At 61.8% G+C, this 19,579-nt stretch carries 19 protein-coding genes; 12 read left to right on the top strand and 7 right to left on the bottom strand.

The genetic code is table 11. The features are described 5' to 3' along the window. On the top strand, nucleotides 1–957 hold a 957-nt coding region (locus BJI47_RS18610), incomplete at its 5' end, for an acyl-ACP desaturase (protein WP_088945123.1). Between the two features lie 73 nt (nucleotides 958–1,030). Continuing rightward, the gene (locus tag BJI47_RS18605; RefSeq protein ID WP_088945122.1) at nucleotides 1,031–1,732 is read left to right on the top strand and encodes a M50 family metallopeptidase; all 702 of its coding nucleotides are present in this window, start codon (nucleotides 1,031–1,033) and stop codon (nucleotides 1,730–1,732) included. A 16-nt stretch (nucleotides 1,733–1,748) separates the two neighbouring features. On the opposite strand, the gene BJI47_RS18600 is transcribed toward BJI47_RS18605, so the two are convergent. Then, nucleotides 1,749–2,060, bottom strand: coding sequence for a hypothetical protein (locus BJI47_RS18600; RefSeq protein ID WP_088945121.1), 312 nt, complete (start codon nucleotides 2,058–2,060; stop codon nucleotides 1,749–1,751). Nucleotides 2,061–2,215: 155 nt separating this feature from the next. Between BJI47_RS18600 and BJI47_RS18595 the strand changes: the two genes are divergently transcribed. Both BJI47_RS18595 and fabG read left to right on the top strand, forming a co-directional pair. Next, nucleotides 2,216–2,953, top strand: coding sequence for a 1-acyl-sn-glycerol-3-phosphate acyltransferase (locus tag BJI47_RS18595; protein ID WP_088945120.1), 738 nt, complete (start codon nucleotides 2,216–2,218; stop codon nucleotides 2,951–2,953). A gap of 50 nt (nucleotides 2,954–3,003) precedes the next feature. Next, nucleotides 3,004–3,762, top strand: coding sequence for a 3-oxoacyl-ACP reductase FabG (gene fabG / locus BJI47_RS18590; RefSeq protein ID WP_088945147.1), 759 nt, complete (start codon nucleotides 3,004–3,006; stop codon nucleotides 3,760–3,762). A gap of 79 nt (nucleotides 3,763–3,841) precedes the next feature. On the opposite strand, the gene BJI47_RS18585 is transcribed toward fabG, so the two are convergent. The 3 genes from BJI47_RS18585 to BJI47_RS18575 all read right to left on the bottom strand — a co-directional run bounded on the left by BJI47_RS18585 (nucleotide 3,842) and on the right by BJI47_RS18575 (nucleotide 6,689). Then, nucleotides 3,842–4,687, bottom strand: coding sequence for a 3-hydroxybutyryl-CoA dehydrogenase (locus BJI47_RS18585; protein WP_303393532.1), 846 nt, complete (start codon nucleotides 4,685–4,687; stop codon nucleotides 3,842–3,844). Between the two features lie 5 nt (nucleotides 4,688–4,692). Then, nucleotides 4,693–5,859, bottom strand: a complete 1,167-nt coding sequence (locus BJI47_RS18580) for an acyl-CoA dehydrogenase (protein WP_088945118.1) — start codon at nucleotides 5,857–5,859, stop codon at nucleotides 4,693–4,695. A gap of 179 nt (nucleotides 5,860–6,038) precedes the next feature. Further along, the gene (locus BJI47_RS18575; RefSeq protein WP_088945117.1) at nucleotides 6,039–6,689 is read right to left on the bottom strand and encodes a TetR family transcriptional regulator; all 651 of its coding nucleotides are present in this window, start codon (nucleotides 6,687–6,689) and stop codon (nucleotides 6,039–6,041) included. A gap of 121 nt (nucleotides 6,690–6,810) precedes the next feature. On the opposite strand from BJI47_RS18575, the gene xylB reads away from it, so the two are divergent. Then, nucleotides 6,811–8,187 (top strand): xylulokinase, encoded by a 1,377-nt coding sequence (xylB, locus tag BJI47_RS18570; protein WP_088945146.1) that lies wholly within the window; start codon nucleotides 6,811–6,813, stop codon nucleotides 8,185–8,187. A 24-nt stretch (nucleotides 8,188–8,211) separates the two neighbouring features. Here the strand turns inward: xylB and BJI47_RS18565 are convergent, their stop codons facing one another. Both BJI47_RS18565 and BJI47_RS18560 read right to left on the bottom strand, forming a co-directional pair. Next, nucleotides 8,212–9,681, bottom strand: a complete 1,470-nt coding sequence (locus BJI47_RS18565) for a mannitol dehydrogenase family protein (RefSeq protein WP_088945116.1) — start codon at nucleotides 9,679–9,681, stop codon at nucleotides 8,212–8,214. Further along, nucleotides 9,678–10,700 carry an NAD(P)-dependent alcohol dehydrogenase gene (locus BJI47_RS18560; protein WP_088945145.1) on the bottom strand — a complete coding sequence of 341 codons (1,023 nt, stop codon included), beginning with the start codon at nucleotides 10,698–10,700 and terminating at the stop codon, nucleotides 9,678–9,680. The genes BJI47_RS18565 and BJI47_RS18560 overlap by 4 nt, the downstream gene beginning before the upstream one ends. 150 nt (nucleotides 10,701–10,850) lie before the next feature. Here BJI47_RS18560 and BJI47_RS18555 point away from each other — a divergent pair, with 150 nt between their 5' ends. The 7 genes from BJI47_RS18555 to BJI47_RS18525 all read left to right on the top strand — a co-directional run bounded on the left by BJI47_RS18555 (nucleotide 10,851) and on the right by BJI47_RS18525 (nucleotide 18,613). Next, entirely contained in the window at nucleotides 10,851–11,900 is a 1,050-nt protein-coding gene (locus BJI47_RS18555) for a sugar-binding transcriptional regulator (protein ID WP_254900683.1), read from the top strand. A 14-nt stretch (nucleotides 11,901–11,914) separates the two neighbouring features. Further along, nucleotides 11,915–13,249, top strand: coding sequence for a sugar ABC transporter substrate-binding protein (locus BJI47_RS18550; protein ID WP_088945143.1), 1,335 nt, complete (start codon nucleotides 11,915–11,917; stop codon nucleotides 13,247–13,249). After that, nucleotides 13,246–14,196, top strand: coding sequence for a carbohydrate ABC transporter permease (locus BJI47_RS18545; RefSeq protein WP_088945115.1), 951 nt, complete (start codon nucleotides 13,246–13,248; stop codon nucleotides 14,194–14,196). The genes BJI47_RS18550 and BJI47_RS18545 overlap by 4 nt, the downstream gene beginning before the upstream one ends. Continuing rightward, the gene (locus BJI47_RS18540) at nucleotides 14,196–15,086 is read left to right on the top strand and encodes a carbohydrate ABC transporter permease (protein ID WP_088945114.1); all 891 of its coding nucleotides are present in this window, start codon (nucleotides 14,196–14,198) and stop codon (nucleotides 15,084–15,086) included. The genes BJI47_RS18545 and BJI47_RS18540 overlap by 1 nt, the downstream gene beginning before the upstream one ends. Nucleotides 15,087–15,118: 32 nt before the next feature. Next, on the top strand, nucleotides 15,119–16,225 hold the full coding sequence (locus tag BJI47_RS18535) for an ABC transporter ATP-binding protein (protein WP_088945113.1): 1,107 nt from the start codon (nucleotides 15,119–15,121) through the stop codon (nucleotides 16,223–16,225). A gap of 169 nt (nucleotides 16,226–16,394) precedes the next feature. After that, the gene (locus tag BJI47_RS18530) at nucleotides 16,395–16,826 is read left to right on the top strand and encodes an STAS domain-containing protein (protein ID WP_125458757.1); all 432 of its coding nucleotides are present in this window, start codon (nucleotides 16,395–16,397) and stop codon (nucleotides 16,824–16,826) included. A gap of 98 nt (nucleotides 16,827–16,924) precedes the next feature. Next, nucleotides 16,925–18,613 (top strand): AMP-binding protein, encoded by a 1,689-nt coding sequence (locus BJI47_RS18525; RefSeq protein ID WP_088945111.1) that lies wholly within the window; start codon nucleotides 16,925–16,927, stop codon nucleotides 18,611–18,613. Between the two features lie 24 nt (nucleotides 18,614–18,637). Here BJI47_RS18525 and BJI47_RS18520 read toward each other — a convergent pair whose 3' ends face one another. Then, complete coding sequence (locus tag BJI47_RS18520) at nucleotides 18,638–19,531, bottom strand: helix-turn-helix domain-containing protein (protein WP_254900682.1); 894 nt, start codon at nucleotides 19,529–19,531, stop codon at nucleotides 18,638–18,640. Nucleotides 19,532–19,579: the final 48 nt, after the last annotated feature.

The raw sequence follows: 19,579 nt of genomic DNA, 5'->3' as shown, positions 1-19,579 counted from the left end.
ATGGCGAGGGATCTGACACAGCTGGAGCTGCTACACGAGCTGGTTCCTGTTGCGGAAGACAACGTGAACCGCCACATGTCGATGGCGAAGGAGTGGCACCCGCACGATTACGTGCCGTGGGACGAAGGCCGCAACTTCGCCGCACTCGGTGGGGTGGACTACGAACCGGAGCAGAGCAAACTCTCCGAGGTAGCGCGAGCAGCGATGATCACCAACCTGCTCACCGAGGACAATCTGCCCTCCTACCACCGCGAGATCGCCGAAAACTTTTCACAGGACGGCGCCTGGGGCACCTGGGTGGGACGGTGGACCGCCGAAGAGAACCGGCACGGCATCGTCATGCGCGACTACCTGGTGGTCACCCGCGGTGTCGATCCGGTCGCGCTCGAGCAGGCCCGGATGATTCACATGACCAACGGTTTCGCCTCGCCGGCGGGCGCAGAAACCGGACTGTTGCATTCGGTCTCGTACGTTACCTTCCAGGAACTCGCCACGCGTGTCTCGCATCGCAACACCGGCAAGGTGTGCGACGACCCGATCGCCGACCGGATGCTTCAGCGCATCGCGGCGGATGAGAACCTGCACATGATGTTCTACCGCAACGTCACCGCTGCCGCGCTCGACATCGCGCCGGATCAGACGTTGGAAGCGATCTCGCATATCGTGATGAACTTCCAGATGCCTGGTGCCGGGATGCCGAACTTCCGCCGCAACGGTGTGTTGATGGCCAAGCACGGCATCTACGATCTGCGTCAGCACCTCGAAGACGTGGTGTGGCCAGTGCTACGGAAGTGGCAGATCTTCGAACGCGAGGACTTCACCGGTGTCGGGGAATCCAAGCGTGAAGAACTGGCGGTGTTCCTCGAAGACCTCGAGCGTCAGGCCACCAAGTTCGAGGAAATGCGTGATCGTTCCCTCGCACGCGAAGCCGCCAAAGCAGAGCGGAAGGCGTCGTAGGTCATCCCATCGAGGACAGGGGGCGGGACTGGGGGCGGGACATGGGGCGGCAGCGCAGCCGCCATAATGAACGGTGACCGAATTCTGGGACCGCATCAGTGCGGTCAGCCCAACTCCGCCGGCCTGGATCGTGCAGATCGCCGCGCTCGTAGCCGTGCTCATTGCCCTTGTTCCGCAGACATGGCGCATTGCCCGTAATGTGGTGACGATTTTCCACGAATTCGCTCATCTACTCGTGGCCTTCTTGACGGGCCGCAGGTTGATGGGTGTGCGATTGCATTCCGATACCTCGGGCGTAGCCATATCTTCAGGCAAACCGACCGGCCTCGGGGTGATAGCGATGACGTTCGCTGGTTATGTCGGGCCTTCGCTGATCGGGCTCGGCGCAGCCTGGGTTCTCGGTACACAGCATGCGATCGCGGTGTTGTGGATCGGCGTCATCGCAATTGCGCTGATGCTCATCATGATTCGCAACGTGTTCGGGTTCATCTCGCTCGTGGTGTTCGGGGCACTGCTGTTCACGGTGTCGTGGTGGGGGACCGGCGAACAGCAAGTGGCCGCGGCGTACTTCATCACGCTGTTCCTGCTCGTCGCAGGCCCTCGGCCGGTACTCGAACTACAACGCTCACGTAGCCGAGGGCGAGGGCGGGACTCCGACGCCGATCAGCTGGCCCGATTGACGTTTCTGCCCGGAATAGTCTGGGTCGGACTGTTTCTCGTCGTGACGGTCGGATGCCTCGTACTCGGCGGGTGGTGGATCCTGCGCCCTGTTTAGATCGCTGACTTCGCATTCAGTCGTGATGAGGTGAGCGATTCCCTGTTTCGCGGTCGACGTCCAGGACGACATCAGGTGAGTCGGGATGATACAGAATGGGACCAGTTTCTCCCTTCCGCAGAGCGCCCGCCCGCAGGGAAAGGAAGCCGCCACCGATCAGCACTACCGTCGCAGCCCCGGCGATCCAAGCCCACCCGCTGAAACCGCCGGCCAAAGCGGTGATCAGCAACCCCGCAGCAACGACTCCGGCCATCAGCATGATGATTCCGATACGGTTCTCAGCAGTTTTGATCCAGCGCGGTCCGTGGTCCTTCTTGCCTTCTGTCATGGCTTCCGTCCTTTCAGCAGTCCGCTACGGCTACGAAAAGCGACGGACTCTTGCTCGGCATACCCGCACGAGCGAAGTTCACACCCTCGTACACAACCGGAGTTTTGCGGAGAGATTTTCAGAGCTTCCGCTATTTCGCTAGGTAAGCTCGATTCATGGATCGACCCGCAGTAGTTCTCGCGAACGACGCCGCAGTCTATGACTTCTACCTAGAGCATCAGCAGAACCGTCAGGTGGCCAGGATCGCGTACGCCACACTGGCCCGACGGTTCAAACCGCGGGTCAGTTATCCCGCCGGTGCGCGTGAAGAAATTCGTAGGCTCGTCTACGACAACACACGGTTCATCATTGCCGTCAATCATCTGACCGAGAGTGACCCGTACACCCTCGCAGCCTCCGCGTGGGCCAGTCCGCTGCGACCCGGGATCGGGCGCACTCGGGTTCTCGCGAAGGACGAGCTCTTTCAAGAATCGAAGCAGCGCAAGCGAATCGACATGATGGGCGGCATCCCGGTGTTCCGTGGAAAGAACCACGGACTTCGCGCGGTCAGCGCAGCAGGCAGCAGGATGATGGACGTCAGCGCCGAGCGAATGCGACGCGGTGACGACCTTGCAGTGTTCCCCGAAGGCACCTGTAATCTCGAAGACGCCACCAAGGTTCAACACGTCGGCAGCGGAATCGGCCACATCGCGGCACGGGCCCGCAAGCTCGGCGTCGAGCCGGTTCTGATCTGCATCGGTCTCAGCTACGGACCCGGCTCGACGAAGCTCAAATCTGCGAGCGTCTACATCGACGAGCCGATCACCGACCTGCCGGCCAAGCCGATCGAGATCGCGCGCGTCGTCGCTGCCGGATTGCAGAAAGCCGTCGACGGAGCGGTCGCAGCGTACTGAGCAGTAGCTCGATAGAACAGTCCAGAGATTCTCGACCATAGGAGATGCATGTGAGCGATCAGATCAAGACAGCCGTCGTAACGGGAAGTGCCCGCGGAATCGGCGCCGCAGTCGCCAAGCGCCTGGCAAAGGACGGGTTCGGAGTCGCAGTCGTCGACCTCGACGAGGCTGCCTGCGCCGACACCGTCGGTGCCATCCAAGCCGCCGGTGGTCAGGCCGTCGCAATCGGTGCCAACGTGGCGGACGAAGAGTCGGTGAAGACGGCTGTCGACCGAATTGCCAACGAGTTCGGTGCCCCGACCGTGCTCATCAACAATGCCGGTATCACTCGGGACAATCTGCTGTTCAAAATGACCGTCGAAGACTGGGACTCCGTACTCGGGGTACACCTGCGCGGATCTTTCCTGATGACCCGCGCGATCCAGAAGCACATGATCGACGCCAAGTGGGGCCGTATCGTCAACCTGTCGAGCACTTCTGCACTCGGTAACCGTGGACAGGCCAATTACTCGGCGGCCAAGGCAGGCATGCAGGGCTTCACCAAGACGCTGGCCATCGAGCTCGGCAAATTCGGCGTCACAGCCAATGCCATCGCCCCCGGGTTCATCGAAACCGAAATGACCGCCGCGACGGCAGCGCGCGTCGGTGTACCTTTCGAAGACTTCAAAGCCGCTGCAGCATCACAGATTCCGGTCAACCGCGTCGGGAATCCGGACGATATTGCGCACCTCGCATCCTTCTTCGTCAGTGAAGGTGCGGGCTTCATCTCCGGTCAGGTCGTCTATGCCGCCGGTGGCCCGAAGGACTGAGCTCGGTTGGGGATCGACTCCCCACGCAGGAATGGGCCACCGCAGCACGCTGCGATGGCCCATTCCTGTCGGTACTGGATCAGTAAGTGTAGAAACCCTTACCGCTCTTACGTCCGAGCATTCCGGCGTCCACCATGCGCTGCAACAATGGCGGCGGCGCATAGTGCGCCTCACGGAACTCCGCATACAGCGACTCCGCGACGGCGAGTGTGACGTCGAGGCCGACGGTGTCGGTCAGACGCAACGGACCCATGGGGTGCGCGCAGCCGTTGACCATGCCTTCGTCGATGTCCTCGGCGCTCGCGAAACCGGATTCGAGCATCCGAATCGCGGATACCAGATACGGGATCAACAGCGCATTGACGATGAACCCGGCACGGTCACCGGAGCGAATCGTCTTCTTGCCGAGCGTGTTCGAGGCGAAGTCAGTGACGGTTGCGACAGTCTCCTCGCTGGTGACGAGGCTGACGACGATCTCTACCAGTGGTAGTACCGGCACCGGGTTGAAGAAGTGAACTCCGACGACCTTGTCCGGTCGCTGTGTCGCATTGGCCATCTTGATGACGGGTATCGACGAAGTGTTCGTCGCCAAGATCCCGCTCGGCTTCACGATCGAGTCCAGCTTTCCGAACAGATCCAACTTCAGCGATTCGATCTCCGGCGCTGCCTCGACCACGAGATCGCGATCGGCGAAGTCGTTGATGTCGAGTGTCAGTGTGATTGCAGCGCGGGCCTTCTCCGCTGCGTCGGCTTCGATACGCCCGGACTTCACGGCGCGGGCGAACGACTTGTCGAGACGAGCTTCCGCCGCGTCGGCCGCAGCCTGGCTCGTTTCCAGCACGACGACGGAGCTGCCTGCGCGAGCACATACCTCGGCGATGCCTGCGCCCATCGTGCCGCCGCCGATGACGCCTACCAATTCGATGTTGCTCATTTGAGCAGCGCCCGGGACATCACGACGCGCTGAATCTGGTTGGTGCCCTCGTAGATCTGCGTGATCTTGGCGTCACGCATCATCCGCTCGACCGGGAAGTCTGTGGTGTATCCGGCGCCGCCGAAGAGCTGGACGGCGTCAGTGGTGACCTCCATGGCAACATCGGAGGCGAAGCACTTCGCCGCTGCGGAGATGAAACCGAGGTTCTTCTCACCGCGCTCGGCGCGAGCCGCGGACGAGTAGACCATCAGACGAGCTGCTTCGACCTTCATCGCCATGTCGGCGAGCATGAACTGCACGGCCTGGAAGCTGCTGATCGACTGACCGAACTGCTTGCGATCCTTGGTGTAAGCGAGGGCGGCATCGAGTGCACCCTGTGCCAGACCGACCGCCTGCGCACCGATGGTGGGACGGGTGTGGTCGAGGGTTTCCAGGGCTGTCTTGAAGCCGGTACCCGGATCACCGATGATGCGATCGCCGGGGATCTTGCAGTTCTCGAAGTACAGCTCAGCCGTCGGTGAGCCCTTGATACCGAGCTTCTTTTCCTTCGGTCCGACGACGAATCCCTCGTCGTCCTTGTGCACGATGAACGAGGAAATACCGTTCGCGCCCTTGTCCGGGTCCGTGACAGCCATGACGGTGTACCAATCGGACTTGCCACCGTTGGTGATCCAACACTTGGAGCCGTTGAGAATCCAGCCGTCACCGTCTGCCTTGGCGCGGGTCTTCATGCCGGCTGCATCGGAGCCGGCCTCACGCTCGGACAGTGCGTACGACGCCATTGCGCCACCTGCGAGCGAGGGGAGGACCTGCTTCTTGAGCTCCTCGGAACCCTTCAGTATCAGGCCCATGGTGCCGAGCTTGTTGACCGCGGGGATCAGCGAGGAAGAGCCGCAGACGCGAGCAACTTCCTCGATGACGATGCATGTCGCGATGGAGTCCGCACCCTGGCCGTCGTACGCCTCGGGTACGTGAATTGCGTTGAAGCCGGAGTTGTTCAGTGCGGTCAGCGCCTCGTCCGGGAAGCGTGCGTCCTCGTCCACCGCTTTGGCGTGCGGCGCGATTTCCTTCTCCGAGAGGGCGCGAATTGCCGTGCGCAGTTCGTCGTGCTCCGCTGGAAGTTGAAACAGATCGAAATCAGGATTACCGGCCATGGGTGCCACTCTCCTAGGGCTTGACTTTACGGCACTCAGTGCCACGGATTTGTCCAGTCTACGCCACGGCTGGTAGCGAATCAACCCCTTGATGGCACTCGGTGCCAGACGCTCGCACCCCTGACCGCTTCAATGGTCCATTCATACGATCAGATGTCTTGAACGGCACATTCAAGCGCCGGGGGGAGTCACTTCATATGCTCCGCCAACGCGTCGGCGACAGCGGCACGCGAGGTGCCTCGGGGAAAGACTGCAACGACGATCTGCTCCGCGCTCGTATCGAATCCGGCTCTGACCTTATGGAGTGCTTCCTGCAGGTCACTGCTGGTGGTTGGAATGCCGTCGCGGATCATTCGTCTCAAGATGTAGTTGTGAGTGGCGGTGATCGATGCCGAAAACTGGAGAATCTCCAGGTGTGAATGCTCGGGCAACGCCGCGCGCAGATAGTCGACGAACAGCCTGTCGTAGCGAAAGACCGTCACGATCTCTCGATCCCGTAGCGCAGGGTTCTCGTGGACCACCTGGTAGCGGAGTCGTGACTGCTCTTTCCACCCCGAGAACCGTTCGAATACCAGCTGGGCCGCATCGCACACGGCAGTCCAGGGGTCCGGGTGCGGGCGGCCGAGAAACGCGGCGGTCTGCTCGAGCAGGATCTCGTGGTCGGCGAAGATGACGTCGTCCTTGCCGCGGAACTGACGAAAGAACGTCCGACGCGAAATGCCCGATGCCTCGGCGATGTCGTCGACGGAGGTGGCCTCGTATCCCTGCACCGCGAACAGGTCGAGTGCCGCCCTCGCCACGGAAAGGCGGAAGGCGTCGGAATCCTCGGAGTCGCGCATAGTCCAAGAACGTAGTCGAGATTCTTCCGCTGCTGCTACCGATCGCGTTGCACCCGGGGTGAGGATCGGTGCCACGGTAGTGTCGTTCGTACGCTCTCGGTGTACCGGAAAGGCGGCCATCTTGGCTCTCGTCGCAGGAATAGACTCCTCCACCCAGTCGTGCAAAGTGTTTGTCCGCGATGCCGATTCGGGTGACCTCGTCCGCAGCGGGCGAGCAAAGCACCCCGACGGCACCGAGGTCGACCCGGCGCTGTGGAAATCTGCCCTCGATACTGCAATCGCCGACGCCGGAGGTCTCGACGACGTGGATGCAGTCGCCGTCGGAGCGCAGCAACACGGCATGATCTGCCTCGACGACGCCGGGAGTGTCGTCCGCCCGGCGTTGTTGTGGAACGACACCCGCTCGGCATCCTCCGGCCAGGACCTGGTGAACGAACTCGGCGGCGGCAAAGCATGGGCCGACGCGGTCGGCGTCGTACCGCTGGCGGCGATCACCGTCGCCAAGCTGCGGTGGCTGGCAGACAACGAACCCGGCAATGCCGACCGCACCGCAGCAGTGTGCCTTCCGCACGATTGGTTGAGTTGGCATCTCGGTGGTGCGGCCGGCTTCGATTCCCTGGCCACCGATCGCGGCGATGCGAGCGGCACCGGCTACTACTCCGCCGCCACCGACAACTATCGCGAGGATCTACTGCAGCTGGCCATGCGCGGACGAACGCCTCGGCTTCCTCGTGTTGCGGGACCTTCGGAGCGAATCGGTGTCACGAAGTCCGGAGCGGTGATCGCGCCGGGAACCGGAGACAATGCCGCTGCCGCACTGGGGCTCGGCGTCGGCGTCGGCGATGTCGTCGTCTCGGTCGGCACCTCGGGTGTCGTGTCGGCGGTCACCGACGTTGCGGCTGCGGATACCTCAGGAATCATTGCCGGATTCGCGGACGCTACAGGTCGGCAATTGCCGCTCGTGTGCACCCTCAACGCAGCCCGCGTGCTCGACGCTACGGCGTCGTTGCTGGGCGTCGACCACGCCGAACTGTCCCGTTTGGCACGCTCTACCCGGAGCGAGGGTCTGGTGTTGATTCCCTATTTCGAGGGTGAGCGGACACCGAATCGGCCCGATGCCTCGGGAGCCATTCATGGTTTGCGACTGAGTAATTCGACTCCAGCGCATCTTGCCCGCGCAGCAGTGGAGGGGCTGTTGTGCGGACTGGCGGACGGGATCGACGCGCTGCGTGCAGCAGGAATCGAGACCCGTCGCGTTCTGCTGATCGGTGGCGGGGCCAAATCTGCGGCGTTGCGCGAGTTGGCCCCGGCGATTTTCGGTGTACCCGTCGTCGTCCCCGATCCCGGCGAATACGTTGCCGACGGTGCGGCACGCCAAGCAGCGTGGGCGCTGGCGGGCACGTCCGAGCCACCGCGCTGGGCATCGGCGCCCGTGCGTACCTACGAGGCCGACCCGGATCTGGCAGTCCGTGAGCGGTACGCCGAAATGCGAGGCTAGCGGCGGCCTCTCTGTTGTGTTCTCTCAGTCACGGAGTCCCTCCAACGTCGCTCGGGCACCGTGCTCGTGGAGCGAGGCGAGCGCCTTGGTGTACTCCGTTACGAATCGCTCGTTGTCGATGAGATCGCCGAACACTGCTCGGTTGGCGATGAAGGCGGTCGGGTCGTCTTTCTGTTCGAGCGCGAGCGGTACGAGCGAATCCTTCAGTTGGTCGACGATTTCGATTGGTTGACCCTGCTCGTCGGCGCCCTCGGCGTACCGAGCCCAGCTCGCAACCACTGCGGTAGCCAACGTGATCGGCCCGCCGTTGTCGAGGTTGGTGCGGATGACGGGCAACAGCCATTTGGGAATTCGGTCCGAGGATTCGGCGCACAGTCGCGCAACGGTGTCCCGAATTTCCGGGTTCGAGAAGCGCTCGATCAAGGTCTTCTTGTACTCGCCCAGATCGATGCCGGGAACCGGCTGCAGCGTCGGCGTCGCCTCATCGTCCATGTACGCCAACAGGAACTCGGCGAACAACGGATCCTGTGCAACCTCGTGCACCAGTCGATATCCGCTGAGGTACCCGAAATAGCACAGCGCCTGATGGCTCGCGTTGAGTAGGCGGAGCTTCATCAACTCGTACGGAGTGACGTCGTCCACGACCTGAACTCCGACATGTTCGAATGCCGGCCGCCCGAGCGTGAACTTGTCTTCGAGTACCCACTGGGTGAACGGCTCACCTGCGACGGGCCACTGGTCGTCGAGTGCATACCGTGCCGAAAGCTCCTGCACCACTTCGAGAGTGGTGACCGGGGTGATTCGATCGACCATCGAGTTCGGGAAGGCCCCCTCGGCGGTGATCCACTTCGCCAGAGCGGGGTCCTTCAGGCGAGCAAACGTGGTGAACGTCGATTCCGCGATGTGGCCGTTGCCCTCGATGTTGTCACAGGACATGATGGTGAAGGGCTTCAGACCTCGATCTTTCCGGCGCGCAAGAGCTTCCACGACGAGACCGAATGTGGTCGAGAGTATCGCACCCGGTTCGAGATCTGCCACGATCGCCGGATTTGCGGTGTCGAATTCACCCGTCGTGGCCGAGAAGTTGTATCCCCCTTCGGTGATGGTGAGCGAGACAATTTTGGTGCTCTCGGCTGCCATCTTCTCGATCACGGCATCTGGATCGTCGGGTGCGAAGAGGTACTCGATGATCGAACCGATCACCCGGGTGTCCCACGCTCCGTCGGAGTGCTTGAGTGCGAGCGTGTAGAGGCAGTTCTGAGCCTCCATGACCTCGCGCATCTTTCGGTCTGCGGGCAGCACTCCGACGCCGCAGATTCCCCACTCGGATGCTTCCCCCTGCTGGAGGAGCCGGTCCACGTACATCGCTTGATGTGCACGGTGAAATCCGCCGACACCGAAGTGCACTATCCCGGCAGTGACTTCGGATCTGTCGTAAGTGGGTACCTCGACGTCCTCGATGAAATCGGCGAGGGTGTGCGAATTGAGCTTCATACGTCGGTCTCCTTGTGCGAGGACGGTATTACCACTGCCTTGATGCTGCCCGGCAGTGTGTCGGCATTGAGCGCATCCTCGACGTGCGCGAGGTCGAAGCGCCCAGTGACCATGGCGTCGAGATCGACCCGGCCGGAGAGTACGAGCTCGCGAGCGATGGGCCAGGTGTTCGCGTAGCGGAAGACGCCGGTGAGGACCAGTTCACGATTCTGAATCAGCGAGATCGGCAACGCGTAGTCCGACGAGCCCATCCCGACCAGGACGACCGTGCCGCCAGGACGGACGGCGTGAATGCCGTCGACGACCGCCCTGGGTGCGCCCGACGCGTCGATGAACGCGTCGACGTCGAGAGCCCGGATATCCTCGGTCATCGGGTCGATCACCTGGGTCGCACCGAATTTCTTTGCATTCTCGCGGCGGTCGGGTGCGATGTCGCTGATGATGATCGCGGTGGCGCCGAATGCGCGAGCCACCTGAGCAGTGACGAGGCCTACTGGACCGGCGCCTGCGATCAGCACGCTCGACCCGGCTGTGATGCCCGCCTTCTGCGCCGACGCGATCCCCACCGACAACGGCTCGAACAACGCAGCGGCCTCGTCGGAAATCTCGTCGGGAACCGAGTGCGCGAACGCCGATTGGATGAGAACGTACTCTGCCAGTGCGCCGTCGATGGGCGGGGTGGCGAAGAACTCCATCGACGGGCACAAGTTGTATCGACCCGCCCTCGACTGTGCGCTCGTCGGGTCCGGGCGCTGCGGTTCGATCGACACCCGCTGACCGATGCGCGTATCGGCGACGGTGCAACCGACGGCAACGATGACCCCGGCAGCTTCGTGACCGAGCACCAAAGGCCCGTTGACGACGTGATCGCCGATGCGGCCTTCGCGGTAGTAGTGAGCATCGGATCCACAGACGCCGACCGCGGTGACCTGCACGAGAACCTCGTCCGCAGCGGGGGAGGGTACGGGGCGGGTCTCCAGGCGGATCTCCTGCGGACCGCTGAGGACGCTGACCTGCATGGACTGTGTCACAAAGATCTCCCTGCTTCCGCTTCTCTGATCACGCCGGCTCCGCTCATGGTAGGTGTTGTGTAGATCACACCTTAATGTTAGCTTAATGAGCAGAAGAGCATATTGTGAGCATCTGCTCACTGAGTTTAGGGAGTGTTCGTGACCGCATCGGTCCCCGAGGTAACGGGAGTGCAGCGCTCGTCGAAGTCGAGCGACGACCTCCGACTCGCTCTCCGCGCGGCGTCGATGTACCACCTGGAGGGCGCGACTCAGGCCGAGATCGCGAAGAAACTCGGAATCTCGCGTCCCACCGCCGGCCGACTCGTTGCCAAGGCGCGAGCGCTGGGGTTGGTGACCATCGAGATTAATGTGCCCGACGAACTGCAGGGCACCGTGCACGCTGACATCGAAGCTGACTTGGAGCGCGAATTCGACCTCACCGAAGCACTTGTCGTTCCCGATGTCATCGACGGAACCGACACCGGGTACGGATCGTTGGGGCGGGCCGCCGCGGCGATGCTCTCCCGGCGCCTGGAGAGTGCCGACGTCCTCGGGTTCACCTGGGGGCCGGAAACTGTCGCAGTCGCCCAGTCGCTCAAGACGCGTGGAGCGCGATGCGACCGCGTGGTTCAACTCGACGGTTCGATGAGTTCGGCCGACTATCAAACCGGCGTCGAATACACCCTGGGTCGGTGTGCGCAGTACCTGCAGGCGAAGCCGGTGCGCCTCAACGCGCCGCTGTACGCCGACCCAGCCACGGTCACTGCGCTGCAGCAGGATTCGGTGATTTCTCGTGCCATCCAAGCCGGGACCGAGGCTGATGTGATGATGTACGGTCTCGGTCCCGTTTCCACGTCCACGACCCTGTTCGAGGGAAGCTTCATCGACCTGGACATTCTCGACGAACTGCGCCACCTCGGTGCCGTCGGCGAGATCGGCGGCAGGTTCTTCGACCTCGACGGCACTCCCACCGGAGGATCCTTGCCAGGGCGGACCGTATCGGTCGGACTCGACGCCATTCGTGACTGTGATCGGGCGATCCTGATCTCCGGTGGCATCAAGAAGCATCAGGCGATTCTCGGCGCACTTCGCGGAGGCTTCGCCACCGTGCTGGTGACCGATATCGAAAGTGCGCGTTGGTTGATGGCGCACACGAAGGTTGACAGTGGAGCCTGCAGAAACGACCCAGAGGGAAAGGTGTCCAAGTGAAAGTTCTACCGAAAGTGGCCGTCGCGGCATCGCTCGCGATGACCTTGGTGCTGTCCGGCTGTGCCGGCGCTGGATCGTTCGGCGGAAATGGTGACGGCACGACGATCACCGTGGCCATCGTCTCGAACTCGCAAATGTCCGACGCTATTTCGCTGGCACCGGAGTTCGAGGAGGAGAACCCAGGAATCAACCTGAAGTTCGTCTCACTGTCGGAGAACGAAGCGCGCGCGAAGATCACTGCCTCCGTGGCGACCGGTGGCGGTGAGTTCGACGTCGTGATGATCAGTAATTTCGAGACGCCGCAGTGGGCCGAGAACGATTGGCTCACCAATCTTTCGGAGTACGCAAACGAAACTCCCGGTTACGACGAGGACGACTTCATCCCGACACTGAAGGAATCGCTCTCCTACGAGGGCAGCATGTACTCGGTGCCGTTCTACGGTGAGTCCTCGTTCCTGATGTACCGCAAGGACCTCATGCAGGAGGCAGGCATCACGATGCCCGAGGAGCCCACCTGGCAAGAGGTCGCCGATGCCGCCGCGAAGCTCGACAATGAAGATGTTTCCGGAATCTGCCTACGCGGAAAGCCGGGCTGGGGCGAAGTTCTTGCGCCTTTGAACACCGTCATCAATGCGTTCGGCGGACGTTGGTACGACGAGAACTGGAACGCACAACTCGACAGTCCGCAGGTGGAAGAGGCCGTCCAGTTCTACGTCGACCTCGTTCGCACACACGGTCAAGCAGGTGCAGCGACCAGTGGATTCAGTGAGTGCGGTACTCAGCTCTCGCAGGGAAACACCGCGATGTGGTACGACGCCACCTCGGCAGTGTCGGTGCTCGAGGATCCCACGTCGAGCAATGTCGTCGGCAAGATCGGGTATGCGAAGGCGCCGAGCGCGGTCAAGGGCGACAACGGCTGGCTGTACTCGTGGGCTCTCGGCATCCCGAAGACGTCGAAGAATCCGGACGAAGCGTGGAAGTTCGTGTCGTGGATGACCAGTAAGGAATACCTGAACAAGGTAGGCAACGAATTGGGTTGGGAGCGTGTGCCTCCGGGGAGCCGCTTGTCGACCTACGAGATTCCCGAGTACAAACAAGCATCGGCTGCGTACGGCCAGGTGACGCTCGACTCCATCAATGGTGCGGACCCGAACAAGCCGACCGTGGATCCGGTTCCCTACACCGGAGTGCAGTTCCTGACCATCCCGGAATTCCAGGATCTCGGAACCCGCGTCAGTCAACAGATCAGCGCAGCAGTGGCAGGACAGATCAGCGTCCAGGACGCGCTCGCGCAAGCGCAGCAATACGCCGAAGTGGTCGGTAAGACGTACCAGGAGGGCCAGGGATGACCGCAACCGAAGTGCAATCGTCACAGGCGGATTCGGAAAAGTTCGTACCTAGACCGAGGGTGATCTCGAAAGCGGAGGGTTGGCGTCGTCGCGGGCCGTTGCTACCGGCCATGGTCTTTGCGATCATCGTCACCCAGGTACCGTTCCTGTTCACGCTGTACTACTCGACGCAATCATGGAACCTCGTGCGGCCAGGGTCGCAGGAGTTCAACGGGCTCAACAACTACGTCGACGTGTTCCGTGACAGTCAGTTCCGTCAGGTCGCCCTGAACACCGTGATCATGATCGTCGGAACCGTCCTCATCTCCGTCATACTGGGGCTCTTCCTCGCGTTGCTGCTCGATCGGAAGTTCATCGGCCGCAGCTTGATTCGCACACTGCTGATCACGCCTTTCCTGATCACGCCGGTTGCGGGCGCGCTGATCTGGAAGACCACGATGTTCGACCCGGTCTTCGGTTTGATCAACTTCGCTCTCAGCCCGTTCGGGGTCGGCCAGATCGACTGGGTCTCGCGCTTTCCGTTGGCTGCGGTGATGACGAACCTGGTGTGGCAGTGGACGCCCTTCATGATGCTGTTGATCCTCGCCGGTCTGCAGTCGATGCCGAAGGACATCGCCGAGGCTGCCCGCGTCGACGGCGCGGGGCCGCTCGCGCTCTTCCGCGAACTCACGTTCCCGCATCTGCGACGCTTCATCGAACTCGGTGCCGTTCTCGGCGCGATCTACCTGGTCAACACATTCGACGCCGTCTACATGATGACCTCCGGCGGACCCGGCGTCGCCAGTGCCAACTTGCCCTTCTACATCTACCAGCGTGCGTTCCTCGGATTCGACATCGGCCAGGCTGCGGCCATGGGCGTGGTCACCGTGGTCGCCACCATCATCGTCAGCACCCTGGCGCTGAGACTGATCTTCAAGAGCTTCAGTGGAAACGAGGAGGCTGCGTGATGAGTACCGCAACCACGAACAAGAAGCGTAAGAGAGCAGTGCCGCAGACCTCGGACGGCGTGGCGATCAAGCGTAGGAGCAACTGGGGGCCGGGCACCATCTGGTCTGTCGTTGCGTGGGTTGCCGGGATCGTTTTCTTCTTCCCGGTGCTCTGGATGGTCCTCACCGGTTTCAAGCAAGAGGCCGACGCGTACTCCGACCCACCGAAACTGTTCTTCACCCCGACGCTCGATCAGTACCGCGGGGTACTCGACAGTGGTATCGGCACTGCGCTGCTCAACTCTGCTTTCGCGACGATCGTATCGACGCTTCTCGTTCTGCTGCTGGGTGTTCCGGCTGCATTTGCGCTGTCGCTTCGGCCGGTGAAGAAGACGAAGGACGTGCTGTTCTTCTTCATCTCCACCAAGATGCTCCCGGTCGTCGCGGCCATCGTGCCGCTGTACGTCATCGTGGGTGATATCGGCATGCTGGACAATATCTGGACGCTGGTGATCCTCTACACCGCGATGAACCTCCCTATCGCGGTGTGGATGATGCGGTCGTTCTTCCTCGAGGTGCCGAGCGAACTGCTCGAGGCCGCGAGCATGGACGGTGCGTCGCTGTGGACCTCGGTCCGTGAGGTGATTCTGCCTCTCGTCTCTCCTGGAATCGCCGCGACGTCGCTGATCTGCGTGATTTTCTCGTGGAACGAGTTCTTCTTCGCAGTCAACCTCACAGCGGTTCAGGCACAGACCATTCCGGTCTATCTCGTCGGATTCATCACCGGTCAGGGGCTGTACTGGGCCCAGCTGTCCGCCGCTGCGACGTTCGCAGCACTCCCCGTCGTCCTTGCTGGGTGGTTTGCGCAGAACAAGCTCGTGCGCGGTCTGTCCTTCGGCGCCATCAAGTAACTCGGCCCTTTCACGAATCAGGAGAACAAGTCATGGCTGCAATCAAGTACAAAAAGGCATCCTGCGTCTACGAAGGTGCCGACTCGCTCGCTGTCGATTCACTCGATCTGGACATCCAGGACGGCGAATTCGTCGTCCTCGTCGGGCCTTCGGGTTCCGGAAAGTCCACCGCCCTCCGGATGCTCGCCGGTCTCGAAGAGATCGACGGCGGCGCCATCGAAATCGGTGGGCAGAACATGGTCGGGGTCCCGTCCAAGGATCGCGACATCGCGATGGTGTTCCAGAATTACGCCCTCTACCCCAACAAGACCGTCGGAGAGAACATGGGGTTCGCGCTCAAGATGCGCGGCGTTCCGCTCGAGGAGCGTAAGAAGAAGGTGGCCGATGCGGCCAAGATTCTCGACCTGACGGATTTCCTGGATCGCAAGCCGGGCAAGCTTTCCGGTGGTCAGCGTCAGCGAGTTGCCATGGGCCGCGCCATCGTTCGGGAACCGCAGGTGTTCTGCATGGACGAGCCGTTGAGCAACCTCGACGCTAAACTGCGTGTGCAGACTCGTACCCAGATCGCCGCGTTGCAGCGCAGACTCGGCACCACGACCGTCTACGTCACCCACGACCAGGTGGAGGCGATGACGATGGGCGACCGCGTTGCAGTGCTGCGCGGGGGCAAGCTGCAGCAGTTCGCCAGTCCGACCGATCTCTACGACCACCCTGTCAACGCTTTCGTGGCCGGCTTCATCGGCTCTCCTGCCATGAACTTGATGACCGTTCCCATCGGATCGGGTGGTGTTCGGATCGGTAACTTCCTGCTGCCGCTCGAGCGTGAGGAGCTCACCAAGCTCGCTGGTCTCGGCCTCGACAACGTGACGATCGGCCTGAGGCCCGAGCAACTCGGCATCGTGCACGGCACGGGGGAGGGTTTCGAGGGCAAGGTCGATCTGATCGAAGAGCTGGGCAGCGAGTCCTACGTGTACGCGCATCTGGATGATCCGAAGGTCAAGGGCCTCGACGGCGGACCGGTGTCGCTCGTCGCGCGCTCGGCGGTGCGTGCGCCCGCGAAGATTGGTGAGAGCATCGGTTTGAGCAGGCTCGACGGCGCTGTTCACCTGTTCCATCCGGAAACCGGTGAACGGATCTAGGCGCTTCCTCGTACGTGCGCGGAAGCTCGGCGCTCCGACTCCGCGCATGTACGGTCCCGACGTTACCGATTCGTGATTCAACGTCGATTGTTCTGTTATCTTTTTTGTTGCTCGCCCGACATCGACGACGTGCATGATTGGCCACTCAACGACCCCAGGGGTGGCCACTATGTCAGGTCTGTCGGATCCGCGCTCGATGCGCGCACGCGGTGTGCCACGCCTTGTCATCCTCGATCCATCCCCTCCTCTCGACGTTCCCACCCTCGATATTTCCGAGAGCAGACACGGAAAATGTCTCCGCGTCGTCGTCAGCGGTGAAGTCGACCTCGGGACGGTCTCTCAGTTCCGGGCCGCACTGTTCAGTGCGTCCAATAGAGCGATCGGTGCGCTCATCGTCGATATTCGTGGCGTGACATTCCTGGGGGTGCCGGGGCTGTCCTGCCTCGTCGACCTCGTGCGGGGCAACATGCTGACTGCGCTGGCGATCGTCGCCACCACCCATGCAGCGCGTAGGTCCATCGAGATCATCGGCCAGGACCCCGACCTGGTGGTGTTCTCTCGACTCGGTGACGCGCTGCACTACGTGGACGCGCGAGACTGATCGGGTGCGGTACCCCTGTTCGGGGGTAGCGCATCGGTAGCTGTGAGTCATAGCGTGAGTCGAGCTAGCGAGAGACGTGTGCCACAGCAGGGAGAAACATGACGAACGTGACGGAACACGACGCCTTCAAGTCGGCAAGAGATCTACTTCTCGATGCCTACGGCGACTACGACGCGGCCGTATCGAACTTTCAGTGGCCCGATCTGGGTGAGCGGTTCAACTGGGCAATCGACTGGTTCGACGCTATCGCCCGGGGCAACGAGAAGACGGCGCTCTGGATCGTCGAAGAAGACGGGTCCGAAGCGAAGTACAGCTTCGAATCGATGTCGCACCGTTCGGACCAGGTGGCTCGGTGGCTCTCTGGGCTCGGTATCGGCCGCGGGGATTCCGTGATTCTCATGCTCGGAAACCAGGTCGAGCTGTGGGATTCGATGCTCGCGGTCATGAAGCTCGGCGCCGTATTGATGCCGACTACCACGGCGATCGGCTCGGCGGATCTCACCGACAGAGTCGAACGCGGCCAGGCGCGAGCCGTCATCGCGAACCCAACGGATACGTCCAAGTTCGAGGAAGTGCCCGGGGACTACCTGAGAATCGCGGTCGGAGATGCGGACGGGTGGACCGACTTTCACGCAGCCTACGACGTCGAGAGTCCGGAGCCGTTCGAGACCGTGACTGCCCCGTCCGACCGTTTGCTTCTGTATTTCACCTCGGGAACGACGAGTAAGCCCAAGCTCGTCGAGCACACGCAGGTGTCCTATCCGGTAGGGCATTTGAGCACGATGTACTTCCTCGGTCTGAAGCCGGGTGATATTCACCTGAACATCAGCTCGCCCGGCTGGGCCAAGCATGCGTGGAGTTGCTTCTTCGCGCCGTGGATCGCCGAAGCCACCATCTTCATCTACAACTACAAGCGCTTCGACGCGAGCGCTCTCCTCGACCAGATTCGTCGCGCCGAGGTGACGACGTTCTGTGCTCCACCGACCGTGTGGCGCATGCTCATTCAGGCCGACATCTCCGGTGGAGGTGGCGCGTTGCGCGAAGCGATCGGCGCAGGTGAACCGCTGAACCCCGAGGTGATCTCGAGGGTGCAGAACGAGTGGGGCCTCAACATTCGCGACGGTTTCGGTCAGACGGAAACGACTGCCTTGGTAGCGAACACGCCAGGAGCGAAACTGAAGTTCGGCGCCATGGGCCGTCCGTTGCCGGGTATCCCGGTCGTCATCATCGATCCGGTGACCGGCGAGGAAGCCGACGAAGGCGAAATCTGTCTCGATCTGGCCAAGAAGCCGTTCAACCTGATGACGGGATACCTCGGCAACCCGGCTCGCAACGAGGAAGTCATGTCCGGTGGCTACTACCACACAGGCGATGTGGCCTCCCGCGACGAAGACGGTTACATCACCTACGTCGGTCGCACCGATGACGTCTTCAAGGCCTCGGACTACAAGGTGTCACCGTTCGAACTCGAAAGCGTGCTGATCGAGCACCCCGCCGTCGCCGAAGCTGCTGTCGTACCGGCACCCGACGAAACACGACTTGCAGTCCCGAAGGCGTACGTGGCCCTGGCAGCAGGCTGGGCACCGAACGAGGAGACCGCATTTCAAATCCTGAAGTACGCACGCGAGCATCTGGCCCCGTACCTGCGAATCCGAAGGATCGAGTTCTTCGAACTGCCGAAGACCATCTCGGGCAAGATTCGACGCGTCGAACTTCGGGCTCGCGAGGACTCCGGCGAGGTGCTCTCGGCCGAGTGGCGTGACGATCAGTTCACCGGGCTGAAGTAGAGCGGGCTGCGCCGACTCGCGATGCTACCTAACGTATTTCATGATATCGAGGGCGAATCCGACATAGTTTTCTGCGACTTGTTCCGGACTCAGAGGGCCGTCGGGGTGCCACCAGTTGGGGAGCGCGGTACACATGGTCACGATCGCTCGGGACGCTTCGTAGGGGCGGTCGTTGTGGAACAATCCCTCGTGGACAGCACCCGTGACTTCTTTGTCGACCATCCGTTGCTGAGTTCTGCGTCGGTCTGCGACCCTTAGGCGATTCTCGGTGTCGAGGCTTCGCATCTCACTCGATCCGACGAAACCGAGTTCGCGCCGGTGCGTGTGAAAGAGCACAAGATTCTCCACGAGCAGGCAGAAGCGCTGAACCGGATCTTGCCCCTCGGCACGTGCGGCCTCGCTACCCTGCTGCAATTCCGTCATGGCGTGGTCGAGAATGGTGACCAGCATGTGCTGTTTGCTCGTGTAGTAGTGATAGATACCGGAAACCGAGAGCCCACATCGCGCGGCAATACTACGAACGCTCGCGCCGTGATAGCCGATCTCCAGAATTTCCTCGAGGGCTGCCCATAGAACCGGGTCGAAATCCAACGGGGCGTAGCTGCGCCAACTGTGCTGATTCGGCGATGTCGCGCCTGGCGTCTCCGCAAGCGGCATCGCCGGGGCATGCTGCGTTTCCATGTCGACGACGATGTCGAGGATCTGCGGCACGGTGATATGGAGAGCTTCAGCGATTCGATTGAGGCGCACGACGCTGATTCCGGTCTTGCCGTTCTCGATCTGGCTCACGGTCGCCGGACTCACTCCGAGCGCACCGGACAGTGCCCGCAGACTCAACTTCTGCGCCGTCCTCGCCGAACGCACTTGCGCTCCCAAGACTGCGTCGGCCTCATGGCTGGACTCCCTGTCCTCTCTCACCTCTGATACGCCCCTCGTAGGTTGTTTAGAAATTCTAAACTAGCGGAC

Source organism: Rhodococcus sp. 1168 (genome assembly GCF_002091955.1).
In the GTDB taxonomy this organism is placed as follows: Bacteria; Actinomycetota; Actinomycetes; order Mycobacteriales; family Mycobacteriaceae; genus Rhodococcoides.
The sequence above is the reverse complement of the archived record's forward strand: the minus strand, read 5'-3'. Positions and strand labels throughout refer to the sequence as shown.

What these genes read in the sequence shown, in the direction of transcription:
- BJI47_RS18545 (WP_088945115.1), top strand. Translation starts at nt 13,246, where the DNA reads ATGACCGCAACCGAAGTGCAATCGTCACAGGCGGATTCGGAAAAGTTC.
- BJI47_RS18525 (WP_088945111.1), top strand. Translation starts at nt 16,925, where the DNA reads ATGACGAACGTGACGGAACACGACGCCTTCAAGTCGGCAAGAGATCTA.
- BJI47_RS18530 (WP_125458757.1), top strand. Translation starts at nt 16,395, where the DNA reads ATGTCAGGTCTGTCGGATCCGCGCTCGATGCGCGCACGCGGTGTGCCA.
- BJI47_RS18600 (WP_088945121.1), bottom strand. Translation starts at nt 2,060, where the DNA reads ATGACAGAAGGCAAGAAGGACCACGGACCGCGCTGGATCAAAACTGCT.
- BJI47_RS18575 (WP_088945117.1), bottom strand. Translation starts at nt 6,689, where the DNA reads ATGCGCGACTCCGAGGATTCCGACGCCTTCCGCCTTTCCGTGGCGAGG.
- BJI47_RS18540 (WP_088945114.1), top strand. Translation starts at nt 14,196, where the DNA reads ATGAGTACCGCAACCACGAACAAGAAGCGTAAGAGAGCAGTGCCGCAG.
- BJI47_RS18565 (WP_088945116.1), bottom strand. Translation starts at nt 9,681, where the DNA reads ATGAAGCTCAATTCGCACACCCTCGCCGATTTCATCGAGGACGTCGAG.
- BJI47_RS18595 (WP_088945120.1), top strand. Translation starts at nt 2,216, where the DNA reads ATGGATCGACCCGCAGTAGTTCTCGCGAACGACGCCGCAGTCTATGAC.
- BJI47_RS18535 (WP_088945113.1), top strand. Translation starts at nt 15,119, where the DNA reads ATGGCTGCAATCAAGTACAAAAAGGCATCCTGCGTCTACGAAGGTGCC.
- BJI47_RS18560 (WP_088945145.1), bottom strand. Translation starts at nt 10,700, where the DNA reads ATGCAGGTCAGCGTCCTCAGCGGTCCGCAGGAGATCCGCCTGGAGACC.